The sequence below is a fragment of the Candidatus Amarolinea aalborgensis genome, assembly GCF_900491745.1.
GTDB lineage: Bacteria > Chloroflexota > Anaerolineae > SSC4 > Amarolineaceae > Amarolinea > Amarolinea aalborgensis.
In genome coordinates this window covers 51,093-73,801 of sequence record NZ_UETR01000008.1, presented here as the reverse complement: position 1 = coordinate 73,801, position 22,709 = coordinate 51,093, and the positions used below count along the sequence as shown (strand labels likewise).

Annotated in this window: 24 protein-coding genes; 15 read left to right on the top strand and 9 right to left on the bottom strand. The window is 62.8% G+C overall.

Annotated features, from left to right (window positions below; genetic code table 11):
- Window positions 1-336: 336 nt before the first annotated feature.
- Window positions 337-1,491: an N-acetylglucosamine-6-phosphate deacetylase gene (nagA, locus tag ACPQ6D_RS12425; protein ID WP_423224650.1), complete on the bottom strand. Its 1,155-nt coding sequence runs from the start codon at window positions 1,489-1,491 to the stop codon at window positions 337-339.
- A gap of 181 nt (window positions 1,492-1,672) precedes the next feature.
- Between nagA and ACPQ6D_RS12420 the strand changes: the two genes are divergently transcribed.
- From ACPQ6D_RS12420 to ACPQ6D_RS12410, 3 genes are read left to right on the top strand one after another with little or no spacing between them, the layout of a single operon-like run.
- Complete coding sequence (locus tag ACPQ6D_RS12420; RefSeq protein ID WP_423224649.1) at window positions 1,673-2,158, top strand: MarR family winged helix-turn-helix transcriptional regulator; 486 nt, start codon at window positions 1,673-1,675, stop codon at window positions 2,156-2,158.
- A gap of 23 nt (window positions 2,159-2,181) precedes the next feature.
- Window positions 2,182-4,428, top strand: a complete 2,247-nt coding sequence (locus tag ACPQ6D_RS12415; protein WP_423224648.1) for an ABC transporter ATP-binding protein — start codon at window positions 2,182-2,184, stop codon at window positions 4,426-4,428.
- On the top strand, window positions 4,425-6,326 hold the full coding sequence (locus ACPQ6D_RS12410) for an ABC transporter ATP-binding protein (protein WP_423224647.1): 1,902 nt from the start codon (window positions 4,425-4,427) through the stop codon (window positions 6,324-6,326). Before ACPQ6D_RS12415 ends, ACPQ6D_RS12410 begins: the two co-directional genes overlap by 4 nt.
- 7 nt (window positions 6,327-6,333) lie before the next feature.
- Here the strand turns inward: ACPQ6D_RS12410 and pstB are convergent, their stop codons facing one another.
- From pstB to ACPQ6D_RS12385, 5 genes are read right to left on the bottom strand one after another with little or no spacing between them, the layout of a single operon-like run.
- Window positions 6,334-7,104 (bottom strand): phosphate ABC transporter ATP-binding protein PstB, encoded by a 771-nt coding sequence (gene pstB / locus ACPQ6D_RS12405; RefSeq protein ID WP_423224646.1) that lies wholly within the window; start codon window positions 7,102-7,104, stop codon window positions 6,334-6,336.
- A gap of 9 nt (window positions 7,105-7,113) precedes the next feature.
- On the bottom strand, window positions 7,114-7,869 hold the full coding sequence (locus ACPQ6D_RS12400) for a phosphate ABC transporter ATP-binding protein (RefSeq protein WP_423224795.1): 756 nt from the start codon (window positions 7,867-7,869) through the stop codon (window positions 7,114-7,116).
- 32 nt (window positions 7,870-7,901) lie between these two features.
- Window positions 7,902-8,762 (bottom strand): phosphate ABC transporter permease PstA, encoded by an 861-nt coding sequence (pstA, locus tag ACPQ6D_RS12395; RefSeq protein WP_423224645.1) that lies wholly within the window; start codon window positions 8,760-8,762, stop codon window positions 7,902-7,904.
- Window positions 8,759-9,655 carry a phosphate ABC transporter permease subunit PstC gene (gene pstC, locus ACPQ6D_RS12390; protein WP_423224644.1) on the bottom strand — a complete coding sequence of 299 codons (897 nt, stop codon included), beginning with the start codon at window positions 9,653-9,655 and terminating at the stop codon, window positions 8,759-8,761. The genes pstA and pstC overlap by 4 nt, the downstream gene beginning before the upstream one ends.
- Window positions 9,656-9,662: 7 nt before the next feature.
- Entirely contained in the window at window positions 9,663-10,544 is an 882-nt protein-coding gene (locus ACPQ6D_RS12385) for a PstS family phosphate ABC transporter substrate-binding protein (RefSeq protein WP_423224643.1), read from the bottom strand.
- A 245-nt stretch (window positions 10,545-10,789) separates the two neighbouring features.
- Here ACPQ6D_RS12385 and ACPQ6D_RS12380 point away from each other — a divergent pair, with 245 nt between their 5' ends.
- The 7 genes from ACPQ6D_RS12380 (at window position 10,790) to ACPQ6D_RS12350 (ending at window position 15,894) form a co-directional block, all read left to right on the top strand.
- The gene (locus tag ACPQ6D_RS12380; RefSeq protein ID WP_423224642.1) at window positions 10,790-11,131 is read left to right on the top strand and encodes an ArsR/SmtB family transcription factor; all 342 of its coding nucleotides are present in this window, start codon (window positions 10,790-10,792) and stop codon (window positions 11,129-11,131) included.
- Window position 11,132: 1 nt separating this feature from the next.
- Window positions 11,133-11,657 carry an SRPBCC family protein gene (locus tag ACPQ6D_RS12375; RefSeq protein WP_423224641.1) on the top strand — a complete coding sequence of 175 codons (525 nt, stop codon included), beginning with the start codon at window positions 11,133-11,135 and terminating at the stop codon, window positions 11,655-11,657.
- Entirely contained in the window at window positions 11,644-12,738 is a 1,095-nt protein-coding gene (locus ACPQ6D_RS12370) for a winged helix DNA-binding domain-containing protein (RefSeq protein WP_423224640.1), read from the top strand. Before ACPQ6D_RS12375 ends, ACPQ6D_RS12370 begins: the two co-directional genes overlap by 14 nt.
- A gap of 586 nt (window positions 12,739-13,324) precedes the next feature.
- Complete coding sequence (locus tag ACPQ6D_RS12365; RefSeq protein WP_423224639.1) at window positions 13,325-13,798, top strand: hypothetical protein; 474 nt, start codon at window positions 13,325-13,327, stop codon at window positions 13,796-13,798.
- 21 nt (window positions 13,799-13,819) lie between these two features.
- On the top strand, window positions 13,820-14,287 hold the full coding sequence (locus ACPQ6D_RS12360) for a pyridoxamine 5'-phosphate oxidase family protein (protein ID WP_423224638.1): 468 nt from the start codon (window positions 13,820-13,822) through the stop codon (window positions 14,285-14,287).
- 198 nt (window positions 14,288-14,485) lie between these two features.
- Window positions 14,486-15,601, top strand: a complete 1,116-nt coding sequence (locus tag ACPQ6D_RS12355; RefSeq protein WP_423224637.1) for a WD40/YVTN/BNR-like repeat-containing protein — start codon at window positions 14,486-14,488, stop codon at window positions 15,599-15,601.
- On the top strand, window positions 15,598-15,894 hold the full coding sequence (locus ACPQ6D_RS12350; RefSeq protein ID WP_423224636.1) for a MoaD/ThiS family protein: 297 nt from the start codon (window positions 15,598-15,600) through the stop codon (window positions 15,892-15,894). Before ACPQ6D_RS12355 ends, ACPQ6D_RS12350 begins: the two co-directional genes overlap by 4 nt.
- A 41-nt stretch (window positions 15,895-15,935) precedes the next feature.
- Here ACPQ6D_RS12350 and ACPQ6D_RS12345 read toward each other — a convergent pair whose 3' ends face one another.
- A complete protein-coding gene (locus tag ACPQ6D_RS12345; protein WP_423224635.1) occupies window positions 15,936-16,373 on the bottom strand; it encodes a DinB family protein in 438 nt (145 codons plus the stop codon).
- A gap of 54 nt (window positions 16,374-16,427) precedes the next feature.
- Between ACPQ6D_RS12345 and ACPQ6D_RS12340 the strand changes: the two genes are divergently transcribed.
- The gene (locus tag ACPQ6D_RS12340) at window positions 16,428-16,727 is read left to right on the top strand and encodes a type II toxin-antitoxin system Phd/YefM family antitoxin (RefSeq protein ID WP_423224634.1); all 300 of its coding nucleotides are present in this window, start codon (window positions 16,428-16,430) and stop codon (window positions 16,725-16,727) included.
- Window positions 16,728-16,908: 181 nt separating this feature from the next.
- Here ACPQ6D_RS12340 and ACPQ6D_RS12335 read toward each other — a convergent pair whose 3' ends face one another.
- Window positions 16,909-17,895 carry an NAD-dependent epimerase/dehydratase family protein gene (locus ACPQ6D_RS12335; protein ID WP_423224633.1) on the bottom strand — a complete coding sequence of 329 codons (987 nt, stop codon included), beginning with the start codon at window positions 17,893-17,895 and terminating at the stop codon, window positions 16,909-16,911.
- Window positions 17,896-18,050: 155 nt separating this feature from the next.
- Between ACPQ6D_RS12335 and ACPQ6D_RS12330 the strand changes: the two genes are divergently transcribed.
- From ACPQ6D_RS12330 to ACPQ6D_RS12315, 4 genes are all read left to right on the top strand, one after another.
- Window positions 18,051-18,620, top strand: a complete 570-nt coding sequence (locus ACPQ6D_RS12330) for a TetR/AcrR family transcriptional regulator (protein ID WP_423224632.1) — start codon at window positions 18,051-18,053, stop codon at window positions 18,618-18,620.
- Between the two features lie 61 nt (window positions 18,621-18,681).
- Complete coding sequence (locus ACPQ6D_RS12325) at window positions 18,682-19,545, top strand: SDR family NAD(P)-dependent oxidoreductase (RefSeq protein ID WP_423224631.1); 864 nt, start codon at window positions 18,682-18,684, stop codon at window positions 19,543-19,545.
- Window positions 19,542-19,958 carry a VOC family protein gene (locus tag ACPQ6D_RS12320; RefSeq protein ID WP_423224630.1) on the top strand — a complete coding sequence of 139 codons (417 nt, stop codon included), beginning with the start codon at window positions 19,542-19,544 and terminating at the stop codon, window positions 19,956-19,958. The genes ACPQ6D_RS12325 and ACPQ6D_RS12320 overlap by 4 nt, the downstream gene beginning before the upstream one ends.
- A 25-nt stretch (window positions 19,959-19,983) precedes the next feature.
- Entirely contained in the window at window positions 19,984-20,868 is an 885-nt protein-coding gene (locus ACPQ6D_RS12315; RefSeq protein ID WP_423224629.1) for an LLM class F420-dependent oxidoreductase, read from the top strand.
- A gap of 203 nt (window positions 20,869-21,071) precedes the next feature.
- Here ACPQ6D_RS12315 and ACPQ6D_RS12310 read toward each other — a convergent pair whose 3' ends face one another.
- On the bottom strand, window positions 21,072-22,706 hold the full coding sequence (locus tag ACPQ6D_RS12310) for a S8 family serine peptidase (protein WP_423224628.1): 1,635 nt from the start codon (window positions 22,704-22,706) through the stop codon (window positions 21,072-21,074).
- Window positions 22,707-22,709 lie beyond the last annotated feature (3 nt).

Genomic DNA, 22,709 nt, shown 5'->3' with positions numbered 1-22,709 from the left:
CGCCAGGCCATCCGGCCATGAACGCCGCCGGAGGCCAGAGGCCGTCCGGCTACGAACGCCGCCGGAGGCCAGAGGCCGTCCGGCTACGAACGCCGCCGGAGGCCAGAGGCCGTCCGGCTACGAGGTGCAAACCCCTGCGGGGCTGCCAGGCCCGACAGGGCCTTCCACTTCGTAGCCCGATCCGTTTACGGTCGGACGGCGTTGGCCGCGCTCACGCCGCCGGAGGCCAGAGGCCATCCGGCTACGAGGTGCAAGCCCCTGCGGGGCTGCTAGGCCCGACAGGGCCTTCCACTTCGTAGCCCGATCCGTTTACGGTCGGGCGGGGGCGTGAATCGTTCACTCCGCCGCTCCATATACCACATCGCCCTCGACAATCGTAGCGTGTACGTGCAGGTCGGGCGTCAGCAGCACCATGTCCGCGAGGCAGCCCGCGGCGATGCGTCCGCGCACATGGCTCAGGCCGATGGCGCGGGCCGGCGTAGTCGTCACTGTCGGCAGCGCTTCGACCAGCGTGCAGCCTCCGACCGCGACCAGGTTGCGCAGCGCCTGGTCCAGCGACAGGATGCTGCCGGCCAATGCGCCGTCCGCCAGGCGGCAGCTTGCGGCATCCACCATGACCTCGGCGTCGCCCAGCCGATAGCGGCCAGGCGGCATCCCCAGCGCGGCCGTCGCGTCAGTCACCAGGGCCAGCCGGCCGCTGCCCAGCGCCCGCCACACCAGCTTGATCACTGCCGGATGGGTGTGAATGCCATCAGCGATGAAGCCGACGGTCAGCCGGTCGTCGGCCAGCAGCGCGCCGGCCAGGCCGGGGTCACGATGCCCCAACGCCGGCATGGCGTTGAAGAGGTGCGTGCCGCCGCGCGCGCCTGCGTCGAAGCCGGCCGCGGCCTGGGCATAGGTCGCCATCGAATGGCCTGCGCTGACCAGAACGCCGCGCCCGGACAGCGCCGCGATGACCTCCCGCGCGCCGGGCAGCTCGGGCGCCAGCGTCGCCAGGCGAACGCCGGCTGTGGGCGACCAATCGGCCACTGCGCGGAGATCGGGCTGGCGCAGGTGGTTGGGGTTGTGGGCGCCCTTCTTGTGCGGGTTGAGGAACGGCCCCTCGACATGCAGCCCCAACGGTCGCGCGCCGCGGAAGCCGGCGGGTCGCCCGGCGATCACAATCTGCTGGCCCGCGGTGATCTGGGTGAGGGGCGAGCTGATGATGGTGGGCAGGAAGGAGGTCACGCCGAAACGGGGCAGCCGTTCGGCCGCGCGCCAGATGGTCGCCGGATCAGACGTAAAGTCGTCGCCGAACGCGCCATTGATCTGCATATCCATGAAGCCCGGGACCAGGAGCAGCCCGGCGGCGTCAATCACCTGCGCGGCGTCTGGGCAGGGTACGTCCGCGGCCGGCCCCACGGCTTGAATGCGGCCGGCATCCGCCAACACCGCGCCTTGTGCGATGACGTGATCGGGGGTGTAGATGGCGGCGTTCTTGATGACCAACATCCTCTGTTCTCCTGACGCACTGCGCCTCATGCTTGCCACGCTTATAGCCTGATTCATTTCCCTTGTCAAGTCCTCTCAAAGAACCATGTGAGCGATTTCGCGCGGGTTGCATTTTGACAAAAAATGCAAGACCGCTTAATATATTAGCGTGCTTAACTTATTAGAGAATTGAATGATCGCGATGATCCACGAAGAACTGAAAGACGTTTTGCGACTGACCACCAGCCGCCTGGTGCACCTCTCCATGCGCAGCTTCTGGCTCTATGCCAAAGAACACGGCCTTTCGATGGCGCAGATGTTCACTCTGGGTCAGATTCACGCGCACGAGCAGCAGGGTGGGTGCAACATCTCGATGATCAGCGGCCATCTCGGCGTGACCAACGCCGCGGTCAGCCAATCGCTCGACCAGCTCGTGCAGCAAGGGCTTGCCCTGCGCATCGAACATCCGCAAGACCGGCGCAGCAAACGCCTTTCGCTCACTCCCAAAGGCCGTGAGGTATTGCAGGGTGGGTTGAATGCCCAGCAAGCCTGGATGGATAACCTGCAGCAGTTGACAGACGACGAAGCTGCCCAATTGAGCGCCGCGCTGCGTTTGCTCGCCGAGAGATTAGCCCCGCTCGAAAATACCAAAGTCCCCGCAACGTCCCAGACCTCGCCGTTGAACTGATCCCTTTTTCCACAGGAGCGCGTATGAGCCGTATTCTGAAGTACCTGAAACCCTTCTCGCTGATGCTGATCATCGCCGTGGCCTTGCTCTTCTTGCAAGCCAATGCCGACCTGGCGCTGCCAGATTACATGTCGCGCATCGTCAACGTCGGTATTCAACAGAGCGGCGTAGACAGCCCGGTCCCGCAGGCCATGCGCCAGACGACGGTCGAGCATCTGGCGCTCTTCTTGACCGCGCAGGAACAAGAAGAAGTGCTGTCCCATTACACGCTGGTGGATTCGACCAATCCAGACTACGACCGGCTGCTGCAGCAGTATCCGGCGCTGAAAGAGGCGCCGCTGTACGCGCTGAAAGACACCGACGCCGCGACGCGCGCCCGCCTCACGACCCTGCTCACCAGACCGATGTTACTGCTCTATGGGCTGGATCAGATCGCGCGCAACCCGGCCCAGGCGGCCACCCTGTTCCCCAACAGCGGATTCGACCTGTCGAAGCTTCCGGCGGGGACAGATATTTTCACCCTGTTGAAACGCATGCCCGAAGCGCAGCGCCTACAGCTCGGCGCATCGGTGGATCAACGTTTTGCCGCGATGGGCGGAGAGAAGGCGCTTCTGCAGGCGGCCGCGCACGCCGCGCTGGCGGAGTACGAGGCGCTTGGCATGGACACCGTGGCCATTCAAAACGCCTACATCCTGCGTGTGGGCGGGCAAATGCTGTTGATTGCCTTGCTCGGCGCGGTCGCCACGATCACGGTCGGCCTGCTCGGTTCGCAAATTGCCGCCGGGCTGGCGCGTAACCTGCGCCGCGTGCTGTTCGAGAAAGTGATGCGCTTCTCGGGCGCGGAATTCGAGCATTTTTCCACGGCTTCGCTCATCACCCGCGCCACCAACGATATCACGCAAGTTCAGAATGTCATGGGCATCATGGTGCGCATGGTCTTCTACGCGCCGATCATCGGCGTCGGCGGCATCATCCGCGCTGTGGGCAAGAGTCCTTCCATGTGGTGGACGATCGCGCTGGCGGTGGGGTTGCTCCTGGTGATGATTATCACCGCGTTCTCGATTGCCTTGCCCAAATTCCGCATCATCCAATCATTGGTGGATCGCTTGAACCTGGTCGCGCGTGAGAACCTGACCGGCATGATGGTCGTGCGTTCCTTCGACCGTGAACAGCACGAGGAAAAGCGCTTCGACCTTGCCAATCGCGACCTGACCAGCACCAACCTCTTCGTCAACCGGCTGTTCGTGGTGATGATGCCCTTCATGATGTTGATCATGAATGGGGCCACGCTGCTCATCCTGTGGGTCGGCGCGCACCAGGTGGCGCAGGCGCAAATGCAGGTCGGCGATATGATGGCCTTCATGCAGTATGCCATGCAGATCGTTTTTGCCTTCTTGATGCTCTCCATGCTCTTCATCATGTTCCCGCGCGCCGATGTCTCCGCTAACCGTATTGCCGATGTCTTGGAGATGCCCGTTTCGGTCGTGGATGTGGCTCAGCCCACGCATTTCCCGGCCTCATTTCGCCCGGCCATCGAATTCCGCAGCGTTTCCTTTCGCTATCCGGGCGCGGAAGATGATGTGCTGCACAGCCTTTCCTTCACCATCGAAGCGGGGCAAACGGTCGGCATCATGGGCACGACCGGCTCCGGCAAATCTACCGTGGTCAATCTCATTCCGCGTTTTTTCGATGTCACGGACGGCGCCATCCTGATGGACGGGGTGAATCTGCGCGACGTGCCGCTCAGAGAACTGCGCGACAAGATCGGCTACGTGCCGCAGCGCAGCAATCTGTTCACCGGCACGATCGAGAGCAACCTGCGCTATGCTGATGAGAACGCCGCAGGCGAGACGTTACAGCTGGCGCTGCAAATTGCGCAGGGCGCCGATTTCGTGCGTGAGCGCACGGAAGGTTTGCAGGCAGACGTCTCGCAAGGCGGGGTCAACTTCTCCGGCGGACAAAAGCAGCGCCTGAGCATTGCCCGCGCCCTGGTCAAACGTGCGCCCATCTACATCTTCGATGACAGCTTCTCTGCGCTCGATTACAAGACCGACGCGCGTTTGCGGCAGGCGCTGGTACGACACTTGCGCGGCAGCACCGTGCTGATTGTTTCGCAGCGCGTGGCCACGATCAAGAATGCTGACCAGATTCTCGTGCTGGACGAAGGCCGCCTGATTGGGCAGGGAACGCACGAGACGTTGATGGAAACCAACGAAATCTATCGCGAGATTGCCCTTTCGCAGTTGAAACAACAGGAGGCGCTGGCATGACAACGCCACAGCGAAATTCTTCTCCATCGTTCATCCCTGGGCCTGGCCGCGGAGGCCCCGTCGCACGTGGGCCGGGCGGGCACATGATGGGGATGCCCGTGCAAAAGCCGCACGATTTTTCCGGTACGCTGCGCAAACTGACTGCCTACCTGGCTCCCTATCGCCTGAAGATCATTGTCGTTTTCGCGCTCGCGATTGGCTCGACCGTCTTCGCGATTATCGGCCCCAAGATCTTGGGCAACGCCACGACCGAGCTCTTCAACGGCATTTTGGCCAAGCTGGCGGGAACGGGTGATGTGCCGTTCGATGTCATTGGGCGAATTCTGCTCACCGCGCTGGGCCTGTACCTCTTCTCGTCCGTGCTCAGTTACCTGCAAGGTTGGCTGATGACCGATGTTGCGATTCAGGTCACGTATGAGCTGCGCCGCCAGATGATGCAGAAAATCAATCGGGCGCCATTCCGCTATTTCGACAGCACGCCGCACGGCGAGGTGCTCTCGCTGTTGACCAACGACGTGGATACCATTAACCAAACCCTCAATCAGAGCCTGACGCAAATCATCACCTCGCTGGTGACGGTGGTGGGGGTGTTGGTGATGATGTTCTCCATTTCCTGGCAGATGACGTTGGTCGCGCTGACGATTGTGCCGCTTTCCATGATCGTCGTGATGCAGGTCATCAAACAATCGCAGCGTTTCTTCCGCGAACAGCAGGATTACCTCGGCCACGTCAATGGCCACGTGGAGGAAATGTTTGGCGGTCATCTGATCGTCAAGGCCTTCAATGGCGAAGATAAAAGTATTGCCAAATTCGACCAGTACAATACCACGCTGTATGGCTCGGCGTGGAAATCGCAGTTCTTTTCCAGCATCATGATGCCCGTCATGCGCCTGATTGGCAATCTCGGCTATGTCGCCGTGGTCATTTTGGGCGGCTGGTTGGCCATTCGCAAGGCGATTACCGTGGGCGATATCCAGGCGTTCATTCAGTACGTCAACTCATTCACCCAGCCCATCACGCAGCTGGCGAACACATCGAACGTGCTGCAAGGCACCGTCGCCGCCGCGGAGCGGGTGTTCACGTTCCTCGAGGGGACCGAAGAAACGCCCGACACGGCTGCTCCGATCAGCATGGAGCAGGTGCGGGGAGGCGTAGAATTTCGGGATGTGCATTTTGGCTATCAGCCAGGCCAGCCGGTCATTAAAGGCTTTTCGGCGAAGATCCAGCCCGGTCAAAAGGTCGCGATTGTCGGCCCAACCGGCGCCGGCAAGACCACGCTGGTCAAGCTGCTCATGCGCTTTTATGAAGTGGATGAGGGCGAAATCTGCATTGACGGGCAAAACGTCAAGCAGTTCACGCGCGCCGACGTGCGTCAGATGTTTGGCATGGTGCTGCAGGACACCTGGCTGTTCAACGGCTCAGTCCTGGAAAACATTCATTACGGGCGCGCGGACGCCACCGAGGCCGAAGTCATCGCGGCCGCGCAGGCGGCGCATGTGGATCACTTCATCCGCACCTTGCCTGATGGATACGGTTTCGTCTTGAACGAGGAAGTCACCAACATTTCGCAGGGGCAGAAGCAGCTTCTGACGATTGCGCGCGCGTTTCTCGCCGACTCGCCCATGCTGATCTTGGACGAAGCCACCAGTTCGGTGGATACACATACGGAGCTGCTCATTCAGAAAGCGATGGGAAACCTGATGGTCGGCCGCACCAGTTTCATCATTGCCCACCGGCTCTCCACCATTCGTAACGCCGATTTGATCCTGGTCATGCGCGATGGCAACATCGTTGAACAAGGCGCGCACGATGAACTGTTGGCGAGCAACGGCTTCTACGCCGAGTTGTACAACAGCCAATTCGAGCGCTCTGATCTGGAGGAGGGCGTGCTCGTTTGAGACGCGATTACCCATACCGGCCTGTGACATAATCTTCGGTGCGCTGATCTTGCGGGCGGGAGAAGATCGCCGCGGTCGCGCCGATCTCGATGATGGTGCCAGATTTTTGGTCCGCGGTCAGCATCATCATCGCGGTCAGATCAGATACGCGCGCCGCCTGCTGCATGTTGTGGGTCACAATCACGATGGCATAGTCCCGCGCCAGCTCGCGCATCAGCTCTTCGACCTTCAGGGTCGCGATTGGATCGAGCGCGGAGCACGGCTCATCCATCAGGATCACTTCGGGCTTGACCGCGATCCCACGCGCAATGCAGAGCCGCTGCTGCTGACCCAGCGATAGGCCAAGCGCATCCCCGCGCAGGTTGTCCTTGACTTCATCCCATAGGTTGGCCCCGCGCAGGCTCGCTTCTACGATGTCCCTCAATTCGCCCCCGCGCGCCATCCCCAGCACGGTGGGGCCAAACGCGACGTTGGCGAAGATGGATTGCGGAAAGGGGTTGGGGCGCTGAAAGATCATGCCGACCCGGCGCCGCAGTCCCACCACGTCGGCGCCGGGCGCGTAGATGTCCTCGTCATCCAGCAGCACGCTTCCCGTGGCGCGCGCGCCGCGGATGGTGTCGTTCATCCGATTGAGGCAGCGCAAGAAGGTAGACTTGCCGCAGCCTGAAGGCCCAATCAGGGCTGTAATTTGCCGATCGGGGATGCTGATGGAGACATCAGTCAGGGCGCGCTTGGCCCCGTAGTAAAAACTGAGTCGGTCTACGGTGAATTTGTTCATCGAGATGGCCTACCCAAACCGGCCCGTGACGTAGTCTTCGGTGCGCTGATCTTGCGGCGCCACAAACATCTCGTTGCCGCGCCGCTGCTCGATCAACTCACCCATGAGCAGGAAAGCGCTGTAGTCCGCCACGCGCGCCGCCTGCTGGATGCTGTGCGGCACGATCACGATGGTGTATTGACGCTTCAACTGAAAGAGCGAATCCTCGACTTTCGCCGTCGAGATGGGATCGAGACCCGACGTTGGCTCGTCCAGGAGCAGCACTTCCGGTTCCAGCGCCAGGCTGCGCGCAATGCAGAGCCGCTGCTGTTGACCGCCCGACAGGGCGCTGGCCGGCCCATCCAACCGATCCTTGACCTCATCCCACAGCGCCGCCTGAGTCAGGCTGCGGACGACAATCTCCTCCAGCCGGGCGCGATCTCGCTCGCCAGCCAGTTTCGGCCCGTACACGATATTCTCACGGATAGTCCCCGGCAGCGGCAGCGGCAGCGCGAACACCATGCCGACGCGGCGGCGCAGGGCCGACACATCCACCCCGGGCGCGTAGATGTCCTGCCCGTCAAGCAGCACACGGCCCGTCAACTTCGTGTGGTCTACCAGGTCATTCAGCCGGTTGATCAGGCGCAGCAGCGTGCTCTTGCCGCTCCCCGCCGGCCCAAAGAGCACCGTGACGGCATGCTCGGCGATCTCCAACGTCACATCACGCAAGACAGGCTCGCCTGCGTAACGATAGGTGACATGGTCTATGTGAATCTTGGGTGGAATCGTCGTCTGTACAGGCATAGGGTTGACCGCCTTTACCACTCCCTTTGCCGTCGGAAGCGGCTCCGGATCAGCGTCGCCGCCAGGTTGAGCGACAGCACCAGGACCAAGAGCACCAGCGCGGTGCCGTATTGGAATTCTGGCGGCATGCCGGGCACCTGGGTGACGATGACGTACAGATGATAGGGCAGGGCCATGGTCTGGTCGAGCGGCGAGCGCGGCAGACGCGGCAGATAGAACGCCGCGACCGTGAAAAGAATCGGTGCGGTTTCACCTGCGGCGCGCAGCAGCCCGAGGATCACGCCGGTGATGATGCCAGGCAGGGCCTGCGGCAGCACGATCGTGCGGGTCGCCTGCCAGCGTGTGCCGCCCAGGCTGGCGCTGACCGTGCGGAACTCGACCGGCACGGCCCGCAGCGCCTCTTCGGCCGTGCTGATGATCACCGGCAGCGTCATGATCGCCAGGGTCAGCGAGCCGGCCAGAATCGAGGTGCCGAAATGCAGAAAGAGCACGAACAGCCCTAGCCCGAACAATCCGTAGACCACCGACGGAATGCCGGCCAGGTTGACCACGGCCAGGCGGATCGCGCGCGTCAGCCAGGTGTCGCGGGCATATTCGGCCAGATAGATCGCGCCCGCCACGCCGACAGGGATCGCGGCCACCGCGGTGCCCAGGGTCAGCAGCAGCGTACCGATGATCGCGGGGAAGATGCCGCCGGCCTTCATGCCGTTCCTGGGCATGGCGGTCAGGAATTCCCAGTTGATGGCGCTGATGCCGCGCACCAGGATCGCCGCGATGACTAGCAGAATCGGCAGGACGACCGCCAGTGCGGCCGCGCTGAGCAGCGCATAGCCGGCGCGCTCGATCCGCTGGCGACGAATGGGGTTTGTCCTCATCGCAGTCCCCCTCGCCGCCGTTTCTGGAACATGGCCGAGGCGGCCGCCAAATTGATCACGAAGGTGAGCAGGAATAGAATGATGCCGATGCCAAAAAGGACGTGATAGTGCGTACTGCCCTGGGCCACCTCGCCCATCTCCGCGGCGATGGTGGCCGTCATCGTGCGCACAGGGCGGAAGAGCGAGTCGAGGGAGAGCGGCAGCCGCGCGGCGTTGCCTGTCACCATCATCACGGCCATCGTCTCGCCGATGGCTCTTCCCATGCCCAACATCACGGCCGTCAAGATGCCGGAGCGGCCCGCGGGGACGACCACGCGCCAGATCGTCTGCCACTTGGTCGCGCCCATGGCAAGAGCCGCGTCGCGGTAGCTCTTGGGCACGGCGTCGAGCGCATCTTCGGCCACGCTGATCATCGTGGGCAGGGCCATATACGCCAGAATCAGCGCGCCGGTGAATGCGGTCAGTCCAGTGGGCGCGCCGAGGACCTGACGAACGAGCGGCGCCAGCACGATGATGCCGAAAAAGCCCAGCACCACGGATGGGATTCCCGCCAACACCTCGATCATGGGCTTGAGCAGGTCGCGCGCCCATGGCGGCGCCACCTCGCGCACGAAGACCGCAGTCGCCAGTCCCAACGGCAGCGCGATGAGGATCGCCGTCACCGTCACCAGCAACGAGCCAAGAATGAGCGGCAGCATACCAAACAGGTCGAACGTGGGATACCAGCGGGCGCCGAACAGGTTGGCTGTGTCCACGGTGAAGAACGCGGGCAAACCTTCGCGCAGCAGAAAGAGAAAGATCAGCAAGACAAAGGCAACCGTGGAGAAGCCCAAGACGCGAATCAGGGTTTCGACGGCAAATTCACTCCAGCGGGCGTAAAATGACCTGAGCATGGCAAACCTATTTCAGCGGCACAAACCCTAGCTCCACGACCAACGCCTGTCCGTCGTGTATGATCCAATCCAGGTAGTCTTTGACCTGACCTGTAGGCTGACCGGCTGTGACCATGAACAGAGGGCGGGAGATCGGGTAGGAGCCGTCGTTGACCGTGGCGACGGATGGTTTGACGTAGGGACTGCTGGCGTTTTTTGCCACCGCGACTACCTTCTGATCTGAGGTGACATAACCCAGGCCGTCGTAGCCGAGCGCGTTGGGGTTCTGGCGTACTTCAGCGCTGATCCCTTCGGATGACGGCATGAGGAGCGTATCTGGCGAGAAGAGCAGGTCGCTCTTCGCGCCCAGCCGGAGCACGTGCTCCAAGAAGTAAACGTAAGTGCCAGAGTTCGACTCGCGGGAGAGAAGCACGATCGGCCGATCCTCGCCGCCCACCTGCCGCCAGTTCGTGATCTTGCCCTGGTAGATGTCGGAGAGCTGCGGCAGGGTCAGCCCGTTGACCGGGTTGGCAGGATTGACCACGATCGCAATCGCGTCCCGCGCCACGGCGAATTCGACCGGCGTGATGCCGTTCTTCTGCGCGGCGTCGAACTCCTCCTTTTTCAACGCCCGCGAGGCGTTGGCAATGTCGGTCGTGCCATTGATCAAGGCTGCGATCCCAGTGCCTGATCCACCGCCGGTCACAGAAATCCGCACGCCGGGGTGCTCAGGCATGTAACGCTCGGCCCAGGCCAGCGCCAGATTGACCAGCGTGTCGGAGCCAGTGTTCTGAATCGCGTGGGCGACCGGGGTCGCCGAGCCGCCGGCTGTGGCGGCGCGTGACGCACATCCGGGCAGCAGCGCCAGTAGGCTCAGCGCCAGCACGGCCCAAGTTCGTTTTCTGGACATGCCTCCTCCGGTGAAAAGATTAACCAGCGTCTTTGTCACGAGTCTGCTTTCGTAACTATAACAGTCGTGGACGAGGGAACCTCTCTCGTCCAACGAGGATTTTCTTCGGTACATCTCTATTATAGTCTTTCTGATTGTATACGCTACTACGGCCCAATGGCTGCGTAGATGCTGGGCGCGCTTGACGCTGCGTTGGAAAGAAAAAAGAAATTTGACATATTCTTATATCGGAATATAATACCGGCATGGCACGCTTAGCGACAACTTCGGACGCCTTCAACGCGGTGGCGGAACCACAGCGCCGCCAAATCCTCGACCTGCTTGCGCAAGGTGAGCGATCGGTGAATGAGATCGCCGCCTTGCTGGAGCTCAAGCAGCCGCAAGTCTCCAAGCATCTGCGGGTCTTGCGCGAGGTTGGCCTTGTCGCTATGCGCGAGGCAGGACAGCAGCGGTTGTATCGGCTGCAAGGCGAAGGGCTGAAGCCGATCCACGATTGGGTCAAGCCGTTCGAGCACTTATGGCGTGAGCGTTTCGATCGCCTGGCCGACTATCTCAAGGAATTGCAGACACAAGAGAAGGAGAAGTGATATGAACGACAGCCATGACGCCGCAAAGGCAGATCACGCGCAGGTGCGAAACCTCATCATGACGCGTGTCTTCGACGCCCCCCTGGCGCTGGTGTGGAAAGCCTGGAGCGACCCCGACGATATCAGGCAATGGTGGGGGCCGAAGTATTTTACCTGTCCCAGCGCTGACATTGATTTTCGAGAAGGCGGCAGATCGCTTGTCTGCATGCGGGCGCCCACGGAGTTCGGCGGCCAGGACATGTACAGCACGTGGACCTATACAAAAATCGTGCCCATGGAGCGCATCGAATACATCCACAATCTGGCCGATCAAGATGGCAACCACGTTGACCCGGCGCAGATGGGGTTGCCTGCCGACTTCCCGCAGGGTCAGCTTCAGGTCATCACCTTCAAAGCCCTGGGCGACAACAAGACCGAACTGACCGTGACAGAGTATGGTTGGCGGGAAGGCCAGATGATGGAAATGTCCAGGATGGGCATGGAGCAGTGTCTCGACAAGATGGCGGCCATCTTTGCCAGCGCCTAATCGCATTGCGCTTGCACGGCTGGCGAATCAAGGCATCGCCCAGCCAACGTTTGCCGAGGCTGGCGATGTCGTTGCCTGGTTGGGCGCACTGCAGGCGCAGGATTATGGCGGGACGCTGTGGGCGATTGGACTGCGCATGGCCGGCGCAACCGAGCGCCGCATCGAACAGGCGATTGCCGAGCGAACCATTGTGCGCACCTGGCCGATGCGCGGCACGCTGCATTTTGTCGCCGCCAACGACGTGCGTTGGATGCTGGCGCTTCTCGCCCCGCGCGAGATTGCCGGCAGCGCTGGCCGCTCCCGCCAGCTTGAATTGGACGAGGCGACGTTTGCGCGCAGCCAAGAGGTGTTTGCCAAAGTCCTTCAGGGCGGCAAGCAGCTCACCCGCGCCGAAATGCTGCAAGCGCTGGAGCAGGCGGGCATTGCCACGACCGGCCAGCGCGGCTACCATCTGCTCGTACACTCGGCGCAGGATGGGCTGATCTGCTTTGGATCGAGACGGGGAAAACAGCACACGTTTGCGCTGCTCGATGATTGGATTCCACCGGCCCAGCCCCTGGCGCGCGACGAGGCGTTGACTGAATTGACCAGGCGTTACTTCAGCGGTCATGGCCCGGCCACGGCGCAAGATTTGATGCGGTGGGCAGGGCTGACGGCGGCAGAGGTCAAGAGAGGCTTGGAGGCTGTCGGGAAGGAGCTGATCCAGGAAACCATCGCGGGCCGTGTCTATTGGATGCCAAGCAGCACGCCGGCTCCAAGCCGTGACACGCAGTCGGCTTATCTTCTACCTGGCTTCGACGAATATGTGCTCGGCTATGGCGATCGCAGCGCCGTGCTTGATCCGGTCTACGCGCAACGCATCTGCCCCGGCGACAACGGCATGTTCATCCCAACCCTGGTGATAGACGGCGAAGTGAGAGGCACCTGGAAACGCACCCTGAGGAAGAACGCCGTCGTCATCGAAGCAGCCCCTTTTCGGCCTTTGACCACAGGAGAGAACCACGCGCTGGACGCTGCGGCCCAGCGGTATGGTGAGTTTCTCGGCGTGCCCGTGGTGCTGCCTCACACAAGCAGCCCCTAACCCGGGCAAGCCGTAACCAAATATCTCACACAAAGGCGCAAAGAACGCCAAGAAAAACCTTTGCGAACTTTGCGGCTTTGCGTGAGATATTCTTGCTCTTTGGACAAGAATTTCACTCGTAAGATACTAACCGGGCCTCCGGCGGGGTTGGCGACCGGATGGCGTGCGCGCAACCAACGCCGCCCGACCGTGAACGGATCGGGCTACGAGGTGGAAGGCCCTAGCCGGCCTGACAGCCCCGGAGGGGCTTGCACCTCGTAGCCGGATGGCCTTTGGCCTCCGGCGGGGTTGGCGACCGGATGGCGTGCGCGCAACGAACGCCGCCCGACCGTGAACGGATCGGGCTACGAGGTGGAAGGCCCTATCGGGCCTGACAGCCCCGCAGGGGCTTGCACCTTGTAGCCGGATGGCCTTTGGCCTCCGGCGGGGTTGGCGACCGGATGGCGTGCGCGCAACCAACGCCGCCCGACGCGGCCCCATGCTGAAATGCACGCTGCGAGCGCGCAGCAGTTGACAAATCAGAACAAAAGTTCTATAATCTATCCCTCTCTGTAACCTAACCATGTTCAATCACCTGAGGTGAACGATGACCACCCAAATTCAGACTGAACATTTCACCAACACGCTTTACGCCCTGCTCGACGAAACCTTTGACAACGTGCATGGCTACTTTCTCGATAAAGGCACCTCCTTGTTTGAAACACTGGCGACGATCTCGGCCGAAGAAGCCTCTATCCCCGTGGGCGGCAAGTGCGCCACATTGGCCGCCCAGGTAAAGCACGTGGCGTTTTATCTCGATGTGTTGGAGAAGAGCGTGCGCACGCAGCAGTTCGAGCGCCAGGATTGGGGCAAGATCTGGCGTGAGACGAAAGCCGTCACAGCCGAGGAATGGGACGCGCTGAAGTCGTCGCTGCGGTTGAGTTATGACCGTATCAAGGCGCTGATCAAGGACACCCCGGCGTGGTCAAGCGAAGTGCAGATCGGCGGCGCGATGGCGACCATCGTGCACACGGCGTATCATTTAGGCGAGATTCGGCAAGCCTTGTGCAGCCTGCGGTAGCAGCCGGAGACAAGTCGGCGCGTGCGCTGGAAGGCGCTGCGCGATAGAAAGGCGAAAGGTATGAACCTGTCGGATAGTCAGCGTTCGTTCTTGGAGAACAATCACTCGGCGGCGATGATCACCATCGGTGATGACGGCGGGCCGCGGGCGGTGCGCGTCGGCGTCGCGCTCGTTGACGGAAAGCTGTGGAGCAGCGGAACGCAGGACCGGGTGCGCACCGCGCGGCTGCGTCGTGACCCTCGCTGCACGCTGTTCGTCTTCGATGCCCGTTGGGGGTGGTTGACCCTGGAAACGACGGTGCGTATGATTGAAGGGGCCGACGCGTGTGCGATGAATCTGCGCCTCTTCCGGCAAATGCAGAACCGTCCGACTGGCAATCTCAGTTGGTTTGGCAAGGAGCTGAGCCCCGAGGCGTTCCTGCAGGTGATGGCTGAGGAGAAGCGGCTGATCTACGAGTTCGAAGTCATTCGCGGCTACGGGATGGTGTAGTTCAGCCGCAGACACGATGACAAACCGCGCCGCTGGACGCGATGCCGGTCGGCGTCAGGCCGACGGCTCGACTGAGACTTCGGCGAGCTCAGTCGAGCCGCTCGCCGAAGCCCTTGCAACCCGCATTCATTCGGCGGCGGCTGTCGGCGCACGGCGCCGGAGCCGCGACGCCATGCAAGCACGTGAAAGGAGCAACTTATGAGCAGCGTACGTGTACTGGTTGGAACGCGCAAGGGTGCGTTCATTCTGACGTCGGACGAACGACGCAAGGACTGGGACGTCGCCGGCCCCCACTTTGCCGGCTGGGAAATCTACCACCTCAAGGGGTCGCCCGCTGACCCGAATCGGCTGTATGCCTCGCAATCCACGGGTTGGTTTGGGCAGTTGATCCAGCGCTCCAATGACGGGGGCCTGTCGTGGGAGCCGGTAGGCAACGAGTTTGCCTACCAGGGCGTACCCGGCACGCACATGTGGTACGACGGCACTCCCCATCCATGGGAGTTCAAGCGCGTCTGGCGTCTGGAGCCGTCGCTCACCGATCCGGACACGGTCTACGCCGGGGTGGAAGACGCCGCCATGTTCCGTTCCAACGACGGCGGAAAGACGTGGCAGGAGCTGGCCGGGCTGCGCAGCGCCAAGGGAAATCTGTGGCAGCCGGGCGCTGGTGGGCTGTGCCTGCACACCATCGTGCTGGATCCGAGCGATCCGCAGCGCATCTTCATCGCCATCTCGGCCGCGGGCGCGTTCCGCACCGATGACGGCGGCGAGACATGGCAACCAATCAACCGCGGTCTGAACTCCCCGTTCGAACTCCCGGATCCGAGCGCGGAGGTGGGCCACTGCGTTCACAGCATCGCGATGCATCCAAGCCGACCGGGGGTGCTTTTCATGCAGAAGCATTGGGACGTCATGCGCAGCGATGACGCCGGCGAGATGTGGCATGAGGTCAGCGGGAACTTGCCAACCGATTTTGGGTTTCCCATTGCCACGCACGCGCATGAGCCGGATACTGTCTATGTCGTGCCGATCAAGAGCGACTCGGAGCATTTTCCGCTCGATGGCAAGCTGCGCGTCTACCGCAGCCGCACGGGCGGGAATGAGTGGGAGGCGCTCACGAATGGGCTGCCGCAAAGCAACTGCTACGTCAACGTCCTGCGCAGCGCGCTGGCCGTGGACTCGCTCCCGTCGTGCGGCGTGTACTTTGGCACCACCGGCGGACAGGTGTACGCCTCGGCCGATTCCGGCGACCATTGGGCGCCCATCGTGCACGATCTTCCGGCCGTGCTCTCGGTTTCTGTCCAAACCCTGCCATGATACGCGTCGTTCTCCCACACCATCTGCGGACGTTGGCTAACGTACGCAAAGAGGTCGAGCTGCAGGTGGAAGGGCCAATCACCCAGCGTGCGATCCTGGACGCTTTGGAGGCGACGTATCCGGTGCTGCGGGGGACGATCCGCGATCACGCCACGCAGCAGCGCCGTTCGCTCGTGCGCTTCTTCGCCTGTGGGCAGGATTGGTCGCATGAGGCCGCGGACGCGCTGCTGCCCGCGGCAGTGGCCGCAGGCGCCGAACCTTTTTTGATCGTCGGCGCGATGGCGGGCGGCTAGGCATGGACTTCCGAAGTCTTCAAGACTTCGGAAGTCCATGCCTAATCCTTCAGTGCGGCGTCCACTTCATCGAGATGCTCGTTGCGGTGCAGCGCACGCACGACCCAGCGCTGATTGTAGGCATGGATTTCCTCGAGCAAGGCTGCTGGATAACTTTCCAGCCGTGCGTCCAGCGCCTCCGCGGTTTCGATGGCAATCTGCGCCGCGGCGCGCGGCGGAATCGCCGCCCACAGCGGCAGCGATAGATCGTTCACGAAGATATCAATCTGCGGGATGAACAGCGCGCCGTCGCGTTCGGTCATGTCCAGGACGTACAGCACGCGACGATCCCAAAAAGCCAGGTGCGCCAGCGCGATCGCCACGGTCCAGTGTTCGCCCACCGGGTGCTGCATTTCCACATCGCTCAGGCGCGCGGCCAGCGCGCGGATGCGGTCGGTTGACGCGCGGTTGCGCTCGACAAAAGAACGGTCCAGTGTCATAGAAAAATCTCCCTTCACGATTGGTATTTTGATACTAAGTGAGGTCTGCGAATTATGCAAAAAATCATTGGCGTCACCGACCTGCAAAGAAACTTCCGATCTGTGTTCGAGGAGGTGACCAAGGACCGCATGCCCTACGTGCTGACGCGAGGCAGCCGGCCAGAAGCCGCCATCGTCCCCTACGAGGAGTTTACCCGCTTTATGGCCTGGAAAGAGCAGGAGATCGTGGCTGAATTCGACCGCGCGATGATGCGGCTGGCGGAGCAAAACGCCGTCTACAGCGACGACGAAATCGCGGCGGATGTGGACGCGGCTATTGCCGAGGTGCGCGCAGCGCCAGATCAACAACCATGAGGGCTGTCGTTGACACGAACATTGATCCCAATCGTGTCGCCCGCTCGATTCCTTGCCTTGTTGGATCGCGCAGAATGAGCCTTCAATCGTTTTCCTTCTTGACGAGCTGTCGGGGGAATAATACGAATCGCGATTATTATAATCGTGATTCGTATTATACTCCCGCCTGCCCCTGCGCTGCCTACCGCGGCGCTTGGGCGCGTTCGTAGTCCAGCACCTCTTTGAACGCCGCTTCAACGGGCCGCTCGGCCCAACCCAATTCGCGCCTGGCCCTCTCCGCGCTGGCCCAGAAGGTGTAATCAGCCAGCGTGGCCAGCGCCTCGGCCGAGAAAGGCATCTTCAGGCCCAACGGCTCCACGGCGCTCATCAGCCGGGCGCTGGCGCTCGCCATCCAGGCCGGCACCCACAGCCGCGTGGCCGGAATGCCGGCGATGGTCTGGCACTGCTCAAAGACCTGGCGGTAGGTCATGCTGGGACCAGCCAGAATATAGCTCTGGCCGGGCCGGCCATGTTCCAGGGCTAACGCATGGCCTTCAGCCATGTCAGCGACGTGAGCGAAGGTGGCGCCCGACCTGGCGCCGAACATGACCGGCATGCGTCGCAGATAGTAGCGGAAGATGTCGCTGAGCGGGCTGACGTCCCCAGGGCCGATCACGCCGCCGGGCTGCACGATGATGAGCGGCGCGCCCCTTTGCTGCAAAGGCACGGCCACCTCGTAGTGCGCGGCCCATTTGGTGCGCTCATACTCCGAGGCCATGTCGTCCTTGCCCACCTGGTAGGTTTCGTCAACGATCTTGCCGTGCGTATTGCCGAACACGCCGACCGTGCTCGTGTGAACGATCTTCGGCACCCCCAGCTCGGCCGCCGCTTCCAACGCGTGACGCGCACCGTCCACGTTGATGGCCCGCATCTTGGCTTTGTCCAGGTTGCCCAGCGCATACCAGCCCGCCAAATGGAACAAGGCCGCCGCGCCGCGCAGCGGCTCCACGAGCGAACGGCGCTCCGTCACGTCCCCGGAGACCAACGTCGCGCCTTGCCTGGCCAGGTCGGCGGCTTTGGCCGGGTTGCGCACCAGGCAAGTCACTGCATAGCCGCGGCGGAGCAGAACCGGCACCAGACGGCTGCCGATGAAACCGGTCGCGCCCGTCACTACGATTCTTTCTGTCATATCGCCTCCAAATCGCACCACTGCGCTGTGATTGTACTCCAAAACGCCGGGCTGGCAATCCGCGCAAACTGGCTGTCTGTTGGCCCCCCAAAAGTCTTGACAACGCGCCTGGCGTGTGATACTATCGAGCAATCATTCCATAATTGCAGCGATTCATGCCAGAACAGACCGACAAACGCGACAACATTCTGCAAGCCACGCTCCGCCTGATCGTCGCACGCGGGTTGGAGTCAACGCCCATGTCGCTGATCGCCAGCGAGGCCGCAGTCGGCATGGGTACGATCTACCACTACTTCACGAGCAAGGAAGAACTGGTCAACGCGCTCTACCGCAAGCTCAAGCTGCGTGTGCACGAGGCGATGTTGGACGGATACGCCGCGGACGCGCCGCTGCGCCAGCGGTTCTTCTGTATCTGGCGCAACCTTTTTCGCTTCTACCTGGCCAATCCGGCGCTGTTTCAGTTTCTCGACCAGTATTCGCTGTCGCCAGTCATCACGCCCGAGTCCAAGGAGGCGGGGATGCAGCTCTGGCAGGAGCCGATCCGGCTGTTCCAGGAAGGCCATGCGCAGCAGATCTTCAAGGACATGCCGATCCATCTGCTGATGCTGATCGCCAACGCTCCCCTGGTGAACCTGGCGCGCGGCCATATCGAAGGCCAGGTGCAGCTCGACGAGCCAGCCATCGAGGCGGCAATCACCGCGTGTTGGGACGCCGTCAAGCTGTAGCCGATTTGTCCCTCTCGACTGGAATGAACATTCGCTCTAGAAAGGAGCAGCACAAGCCAACATGGGTGAGGCATTGAGTCTGCAGAACCAGGTTTGCCTGGTCACCGGCGCTACGGCTGGGCTGGGCAAGGCGGTCGCCGTGCAGTTGGCGCAGCGCGGCGCGACCGTCGTCATTGTGGCGCGCACCCAGGCCGCGGGCGACGCCGCCGTGGCTGAGATCAAGACGCAAACCAGCCGCGCCACGGTCAGCGCGCTGAGCGGGGACCTGTCGTCGCTGGCCGCGGTGCGTCGCCTGGCCGCACAGTTCCGTGAGGGGCACGATCGGCTGCACGTCCTGATCAACAACGCGGCCGTCTTCAAACAGCAGCGAACCGTGACCGGCGAAGGGCTGGAGTTGATGTTTGCCACCAACCACCTGGCGCCCTTCTTGCTCACCAACCTGCTGCTTGACCGGCTGCAGGCCAGCGCGCCGTCTACCGTCATCACGGTCAGCGCGCCGTCCACAAGCAAACTGAACTTCGATGACCTGCAAGGCGCGCGCCGCTTCTCCGCCCTCAACGCGTTCGGCGCGTCGAAGGCCGCCAACCTGCTGTTCACCTTCGCCCTGGCGCGGCGGCTGGGCGGCGTGGGCGTCACGGCCAACGCCTACCATCCTGGCATCGTGCGCACCAGGTTGATGCGCGAGGCCCCCGCGCCGATGCGCCTGCTGCTCAGTCTCTTCAGCTTCATGGCGCAGCCGCCCGAGAAGGCCGCCGCCGGTCTCGCCTGGCTGGCGGAGACGCGGGGCGCCGGCGTCAGCGGGCAGCTCTTCCACGGGCAGAAGCCGATCACGACCAGCGCTTACACGCACGACGAGACCGTCCAGGAGCGCCTGTGGGCCGAAAGCGTACGCCTGACAGGGGCGAGCGGGGAGAGCTTCGGATGACGCCGCCTTTCGGCGCGCTGCGCTTCTTCTACGTTGGCGCCGCCCACTTCGAGCAGGACCTGGCCTTCTATCGGAAGCAGCTGGGCGCGTCGCTGATTTGGCAGTTCGCGTCCTTTGGCGCCAGGGTGGCGGCGCTGCGCCTGGGGGACGGCCCCTTGCTGCTGCTGGCGGATCACCGCCCCGCGCCGAGCTGTATGCCCATCTACGAGGTCGCCGACCTGGAGGCGACGATCCAGGCGCTGGTCGCGCGCGGCTGGCAGCGGCAGGGCGCCGCCTTGGAGATTCCCAACGGCCCCTGCCAGACGCTGGCCGATCCCAGCGGCAATCAGTTCGCCATCTTCCAGGACAGCCGGCCGGGCGCCATGGAAGGCGCCTATGCCGATCCCACCAATCGTCACGCGGTTCGAGAATGAAATCACAACAGTACGGAGGTCTCTCATGAAACTTGGATTACAGGTCGTTGCGTTCAACTGGCCCGGCAGCCCGGCCAACACGGGCCGCACGCTGGCCAACATCGCACACACGGCCGACGCGGCCGGCTTTGCCAGTCTGTGGGTAATGGACCACTATTTCCAGATTGACCCAGGCATCGGTCCAGCCAGCGACCCAATGCTGGAGGCGTACACCGCGCTCAGCTTCATGGCCGGCGCCACCGAGCGCATTCGCCTGGGCGCCATGGTCACCGGCGTGGTCTACCGCCAGCCGGCCTTCCTGGTCAAGCAGGTCAGCACGCTGGATGTGCTCTCCGGCGGCCGCGCCAACCTGGGCATCGGCGCATCCTGGTATGAGCGCGAGGCCGTGGGGTTAGGCTTTCCCTTTCCGCCCATCGCTGAGCGCTTCGAGCGCCTGGAAGAAACCTTGCAGATTGCCAGGCAGCTCTGGTCGGGCGATGCGACGCCGTTCACCGGCAAGCACTACCAATTGGCGGAGCCGATCAACAGCCCGCAGCCGCTCTCGCAGCCCCATCCGCCGATCTTGATCGGCGGCGGCGGGGAGAAAAAGACGCTGCGCCTGGTGGCACAGTATGGGAATGCCTGCAATCTCTTCGCCTTCGCCGGCCTCGACCAGGTCAAACACAAGCTGGATGTACTCAAGGGTCACTGCGACGACGTGGGCCGCGACTATGCTGAGATCGAGCGCACGGCGCTGGGCGTGGTGATGCTTGGGCCTGGCGGCATGACCCCGGCTGACCTGATCGGCTTCTGCCACGGCCTGGCGAGCATCGGCATCCAGCAGTTCATCTTCAGCATCCCCAACGTGTATGAGATCACGCCGTTGGAAATCATCGGCCGCGAGGTGATCGAAGCGGTGGCGGCGTTGTAGCGGTTATGCGCACTGCCGCTCAGCTGTCATAGACTCCTGGGCGGGCAACCACACAACGCAAAGAGCAGGGGGCGGTTCTCGCGGCCGCCTCCTGCTCTTTGTTTATAGGCTCTAACGTTGCACGGGATGTGATGGCCGCGGCCGACGCGAGTCGCCGCAGCTGCGTCATGCTATCCCCGCCGCCCCCCGAGTGGAGGTCAGGTTCAGGCTGCCGGGCGGCGCACGCGTCGCGCCAGGATCATCACGGCCGCCAGGAGCAGGCCGACGGCGAGCAAGAGCGGCAGGTTGCTGGCGACGGCGCTGGCATTCAGGCCGCTCAGGGTGAGAGCCGTTGGCACGGCCGCGAGGACGGCGGCGTAGACGTTGATCTCGCCGTAGCCCCAGGTGTTGTTGGGGATGTTGGCGCCGGGCACGCCGCCGCAATCCTGTGTGGACGTGCGCGGGGTCGTCGTCGAGTTGAGGATGGTCTCAGTGGCGTCAATGTTGCCCACCAGGAACGGCCGCGCCGACCACAGCAGCGCCACGGCGCCGGCCACGTGCGGGCTGGCCATGCTGGTGCCGCTGAGCGAGGAATAGCCGCCGCCGGCATAGGCTGAGCGCACGCTGACGCCAGGCGCCGAGATGTCCGGCTTGAGCAGGTTGGTGAACGCGGCCGGCCCGCGGCTGCTGAAGCTGGCGATGTTACCCGTGGAAGCCGAGAAAGCGCCCACGGTGTAGACCGAATCATAGATCGCGATTGGCGTGTTGACCGTGCCGCAGGCTGAACCGCTGTTGCCGGCCGAGGCGACCACCATGATGCCGGCCGCGCGCGTGGCGTTCACTTCATTGACCAGGTCGTTGGCCGGGTCGTCGCAGTTTTCACCGCCCGCCGAGTTCGGGCAGCCCCAGGAGTTGTTGATAACGTCGGGCGACATGGCCGGATTGGGATTCGCGCCCGCCAGGTTGGTCGGCGCAATGAACCACTGGAAGCAGTCGGCGTACCAGGCGCGTGTGCCCCAGCCCTGATCGTTCATATTCTTGCAGGCCACCCACTTGGCGCCAGGCGCCGCGCCGACCTGGTTGGTCCCGCCATCATCGCCGACCATCGTGCCGGTGGTGTGGGTGCCATGGCCATCCGTATCAGTAGGGACATTCTGCCACTGGCAATTGTTGCCAGGCGGGATGAAGGGCGAGGTGGCGCAGGTGCCGTCGTGCCAGTTGTAGTTGTGATCGGCCACGGAGCCGTTCCAGCCGCGATATTTGTTCTTGATCGCGGGATGATCCCACTGCACGCCGGTGTCAGCGCTGGCCACAACGATGCCCTCGCCGTGAAAGCCCAGACCCCAGACATCGGGCGCCTTGATGCGCACCAGGCCTGGTTCGATCGTTTGCGGGCCGACTGCGCCAGCCGCTTCCTCAGGCTTCGGCAAGACCATTTGGTGCGCGGTGTTGGCCTCCACACGGGCCACATCGCCGCGGGCCGCCAGCTCATTGACCAGCGCCAGGTTGCCCTGCGTCAGCACCATGTTGCTGATGAAGTAGGACTTGAACGGAATTCCCCGCGCGGTGAGCAGCGCCAGAAGATCGGCCTGCGTGCGCTCGGCCGTTGACTTAAGCGCCTGGTAGACGAATTCGCCCTTGGCCTGCTTGGTCGGCAGGTTGGCTGCGGGGCTGAGATCGGCCTGCTCGGCCATCACGACAAAGAACAGGGCTGTGCCGTTGGCGGCCAGCTCCTGCAGCAGCTTGACGGAGACCTTGCCCTGCAGCTCCTGCGCGCCGATACTCGGCCGTGCAGAAGCCATGGGCGCCGCCGCCGCCAACAGCAGCAGGATTGAGAGGACGGTTCTGATTCGCAGCATGTT

Bases quoted from the DNA above. Each gene is read 5' to 3' on its own strand.
- nagA (WP_423224650.1), bottom strand. From the start codon at position 1,491: ATGTTGGTCATCAAGAACGCCGCCATCTACACCCCCGATCACGTCATC.
- ACPQ6D_RS12420 (WP_423224649.1), top strand. From the start codon at position 1,673: ATGATCCACGAAGAACTGAAAGACGTTTTGCGACTGACCACCAGCCGC.
- ACPQ6D_RS12415 (WP_423224648.1), top strand. From the start codon at position 2,182: ATGAGCCGTATTCTGAAGTACCTGAAACCCTTCTCGCTGATGCTGATC.
- ACPQ6D_RS12410 (WP_423224647.1), top strand. From the start codon at position 4,425: ATGACAACGCCACAGCGAAATTCTTCTCCATCGTTCATCCCTGGGCCT.
- pstB (WP_423224646.1), bottom strand. From the start codon at position 7,104: ATGAACAAATTCACCGTAGACCGACTCAGTTTTTACTACGGGGCCAAG.
- pstA (WP_423224645.1), bottom strand. From the start codon at position 8,762: ATGAGGACAAACCCCATTCGTCGCCAGCGGATCGAGCGCGCCGGCTAT.
- pstC (WP_423224644.1), bottom strand. From the start codon at position 9,655: ATGCTCAGGTCATTTTACGCCCGCTGGAGTGAATTTGCCGTCGAAACC.
- ACPQ6D_RS12385 (WP_423224643.1), bottom strand. From the start codon at position 10,544: ATGTCCAGAAAACGAACTTGGGCCGTGCTGGCGCTGAGCCTACTGGCG.
- ACPQ6D_RS12380 (WP_423224642.1), top strand. From the start codon at position 10,790: ATGGCACGCTTAGCGACAACTTCGGACGCCTTCAACGCGGTGGCGGAA.
- ACPQ6D_RS12375 (WP_423224641.1), top strand. From the start codon at position 11,133: ATGAACGACAGCCATGACGCCGCAAAGGCAGATCACGCGCAGGTGCGA.
- ACPQ6D_RS12365 (WP_423224639.1), top strand. From the start codon at position 13,325: ATGACCACCCAAATTCAGACTGAACATTTCACCAACACGCTTTACGCC.
- ACPQ6D_RS12355 (WP_423224637.1), top strand. From the start codon at position 14,486: ATGAGCAGCGTACGTGTACTGGTTGGAACGCGCAAGGGTGCGTTCATT.
- ACPQ6D_RS12350 (WP_423224636.1), top strand. From the start codon at position 15,598: ATGATACGCGTCGTTCTCCCACACCATCTGCGGACGTTGGCTAACGTA.
- ACPQ6D_RS12345 (WP_423224635.1), bottom strand. From the start codon at position 16,373: ATGACACTGGACCGTTCTTTTGTCGAGCGCAACCGCGCGTCAACCGAC.
- ACPQ6D_RS12340 (WP_423224634.1), top strand. From the start codon at position 16,428: ATGCAAAAAATCATTGGCGTCACCGACCTGCAAAGAAACTTCCGATCT.
- ACPQ6D_RS12335 (WP_423224633.1), bottom strand. From the start codon at position 17,895: ATGACAGAAAGAATCGTAGTGACGGGCGCGACCGGTTTCATCGGCAGC.
- ACPQ6D_RS12330 (WP_423224632.1), top strand. From the start codon at position 18,051: ATGCCAGAACAGACCGACAAACGCGACAACATTCTGCAAGCCACGCTC.
- ACPQ6D_RS12325 (WP_423224631.1), top strand. From the start codon at position 18,682: ATGGGTGAGGCATTGAGTCTGCAGAACCAGGTTTGCCTGGTCACCGGC.
- ACPQ6D_RS12320 (WP_423224630.1), top strand. From the start codon at position 19,542: ATGACGCCGCCTTTCGGCGCGCTGCGCTTCTTCTACGTTGGCGCCGCC.
- ACPQ6D_RS12315 (WP_423224629.1), top strand. From the start codon at position 19,984: ATGAAACTTGGATTACAGGTCGTTGCGTTCAACTGGCCCGGCAGCCCG.
- ACPQ6D_RS12310 (WP_423224628.1), bottom strand. From the start codon at position 22,706: ATGCTGCGAATCAGAACCGTCCTCTCAATCCTGCTGCTGTTGGCGGCG.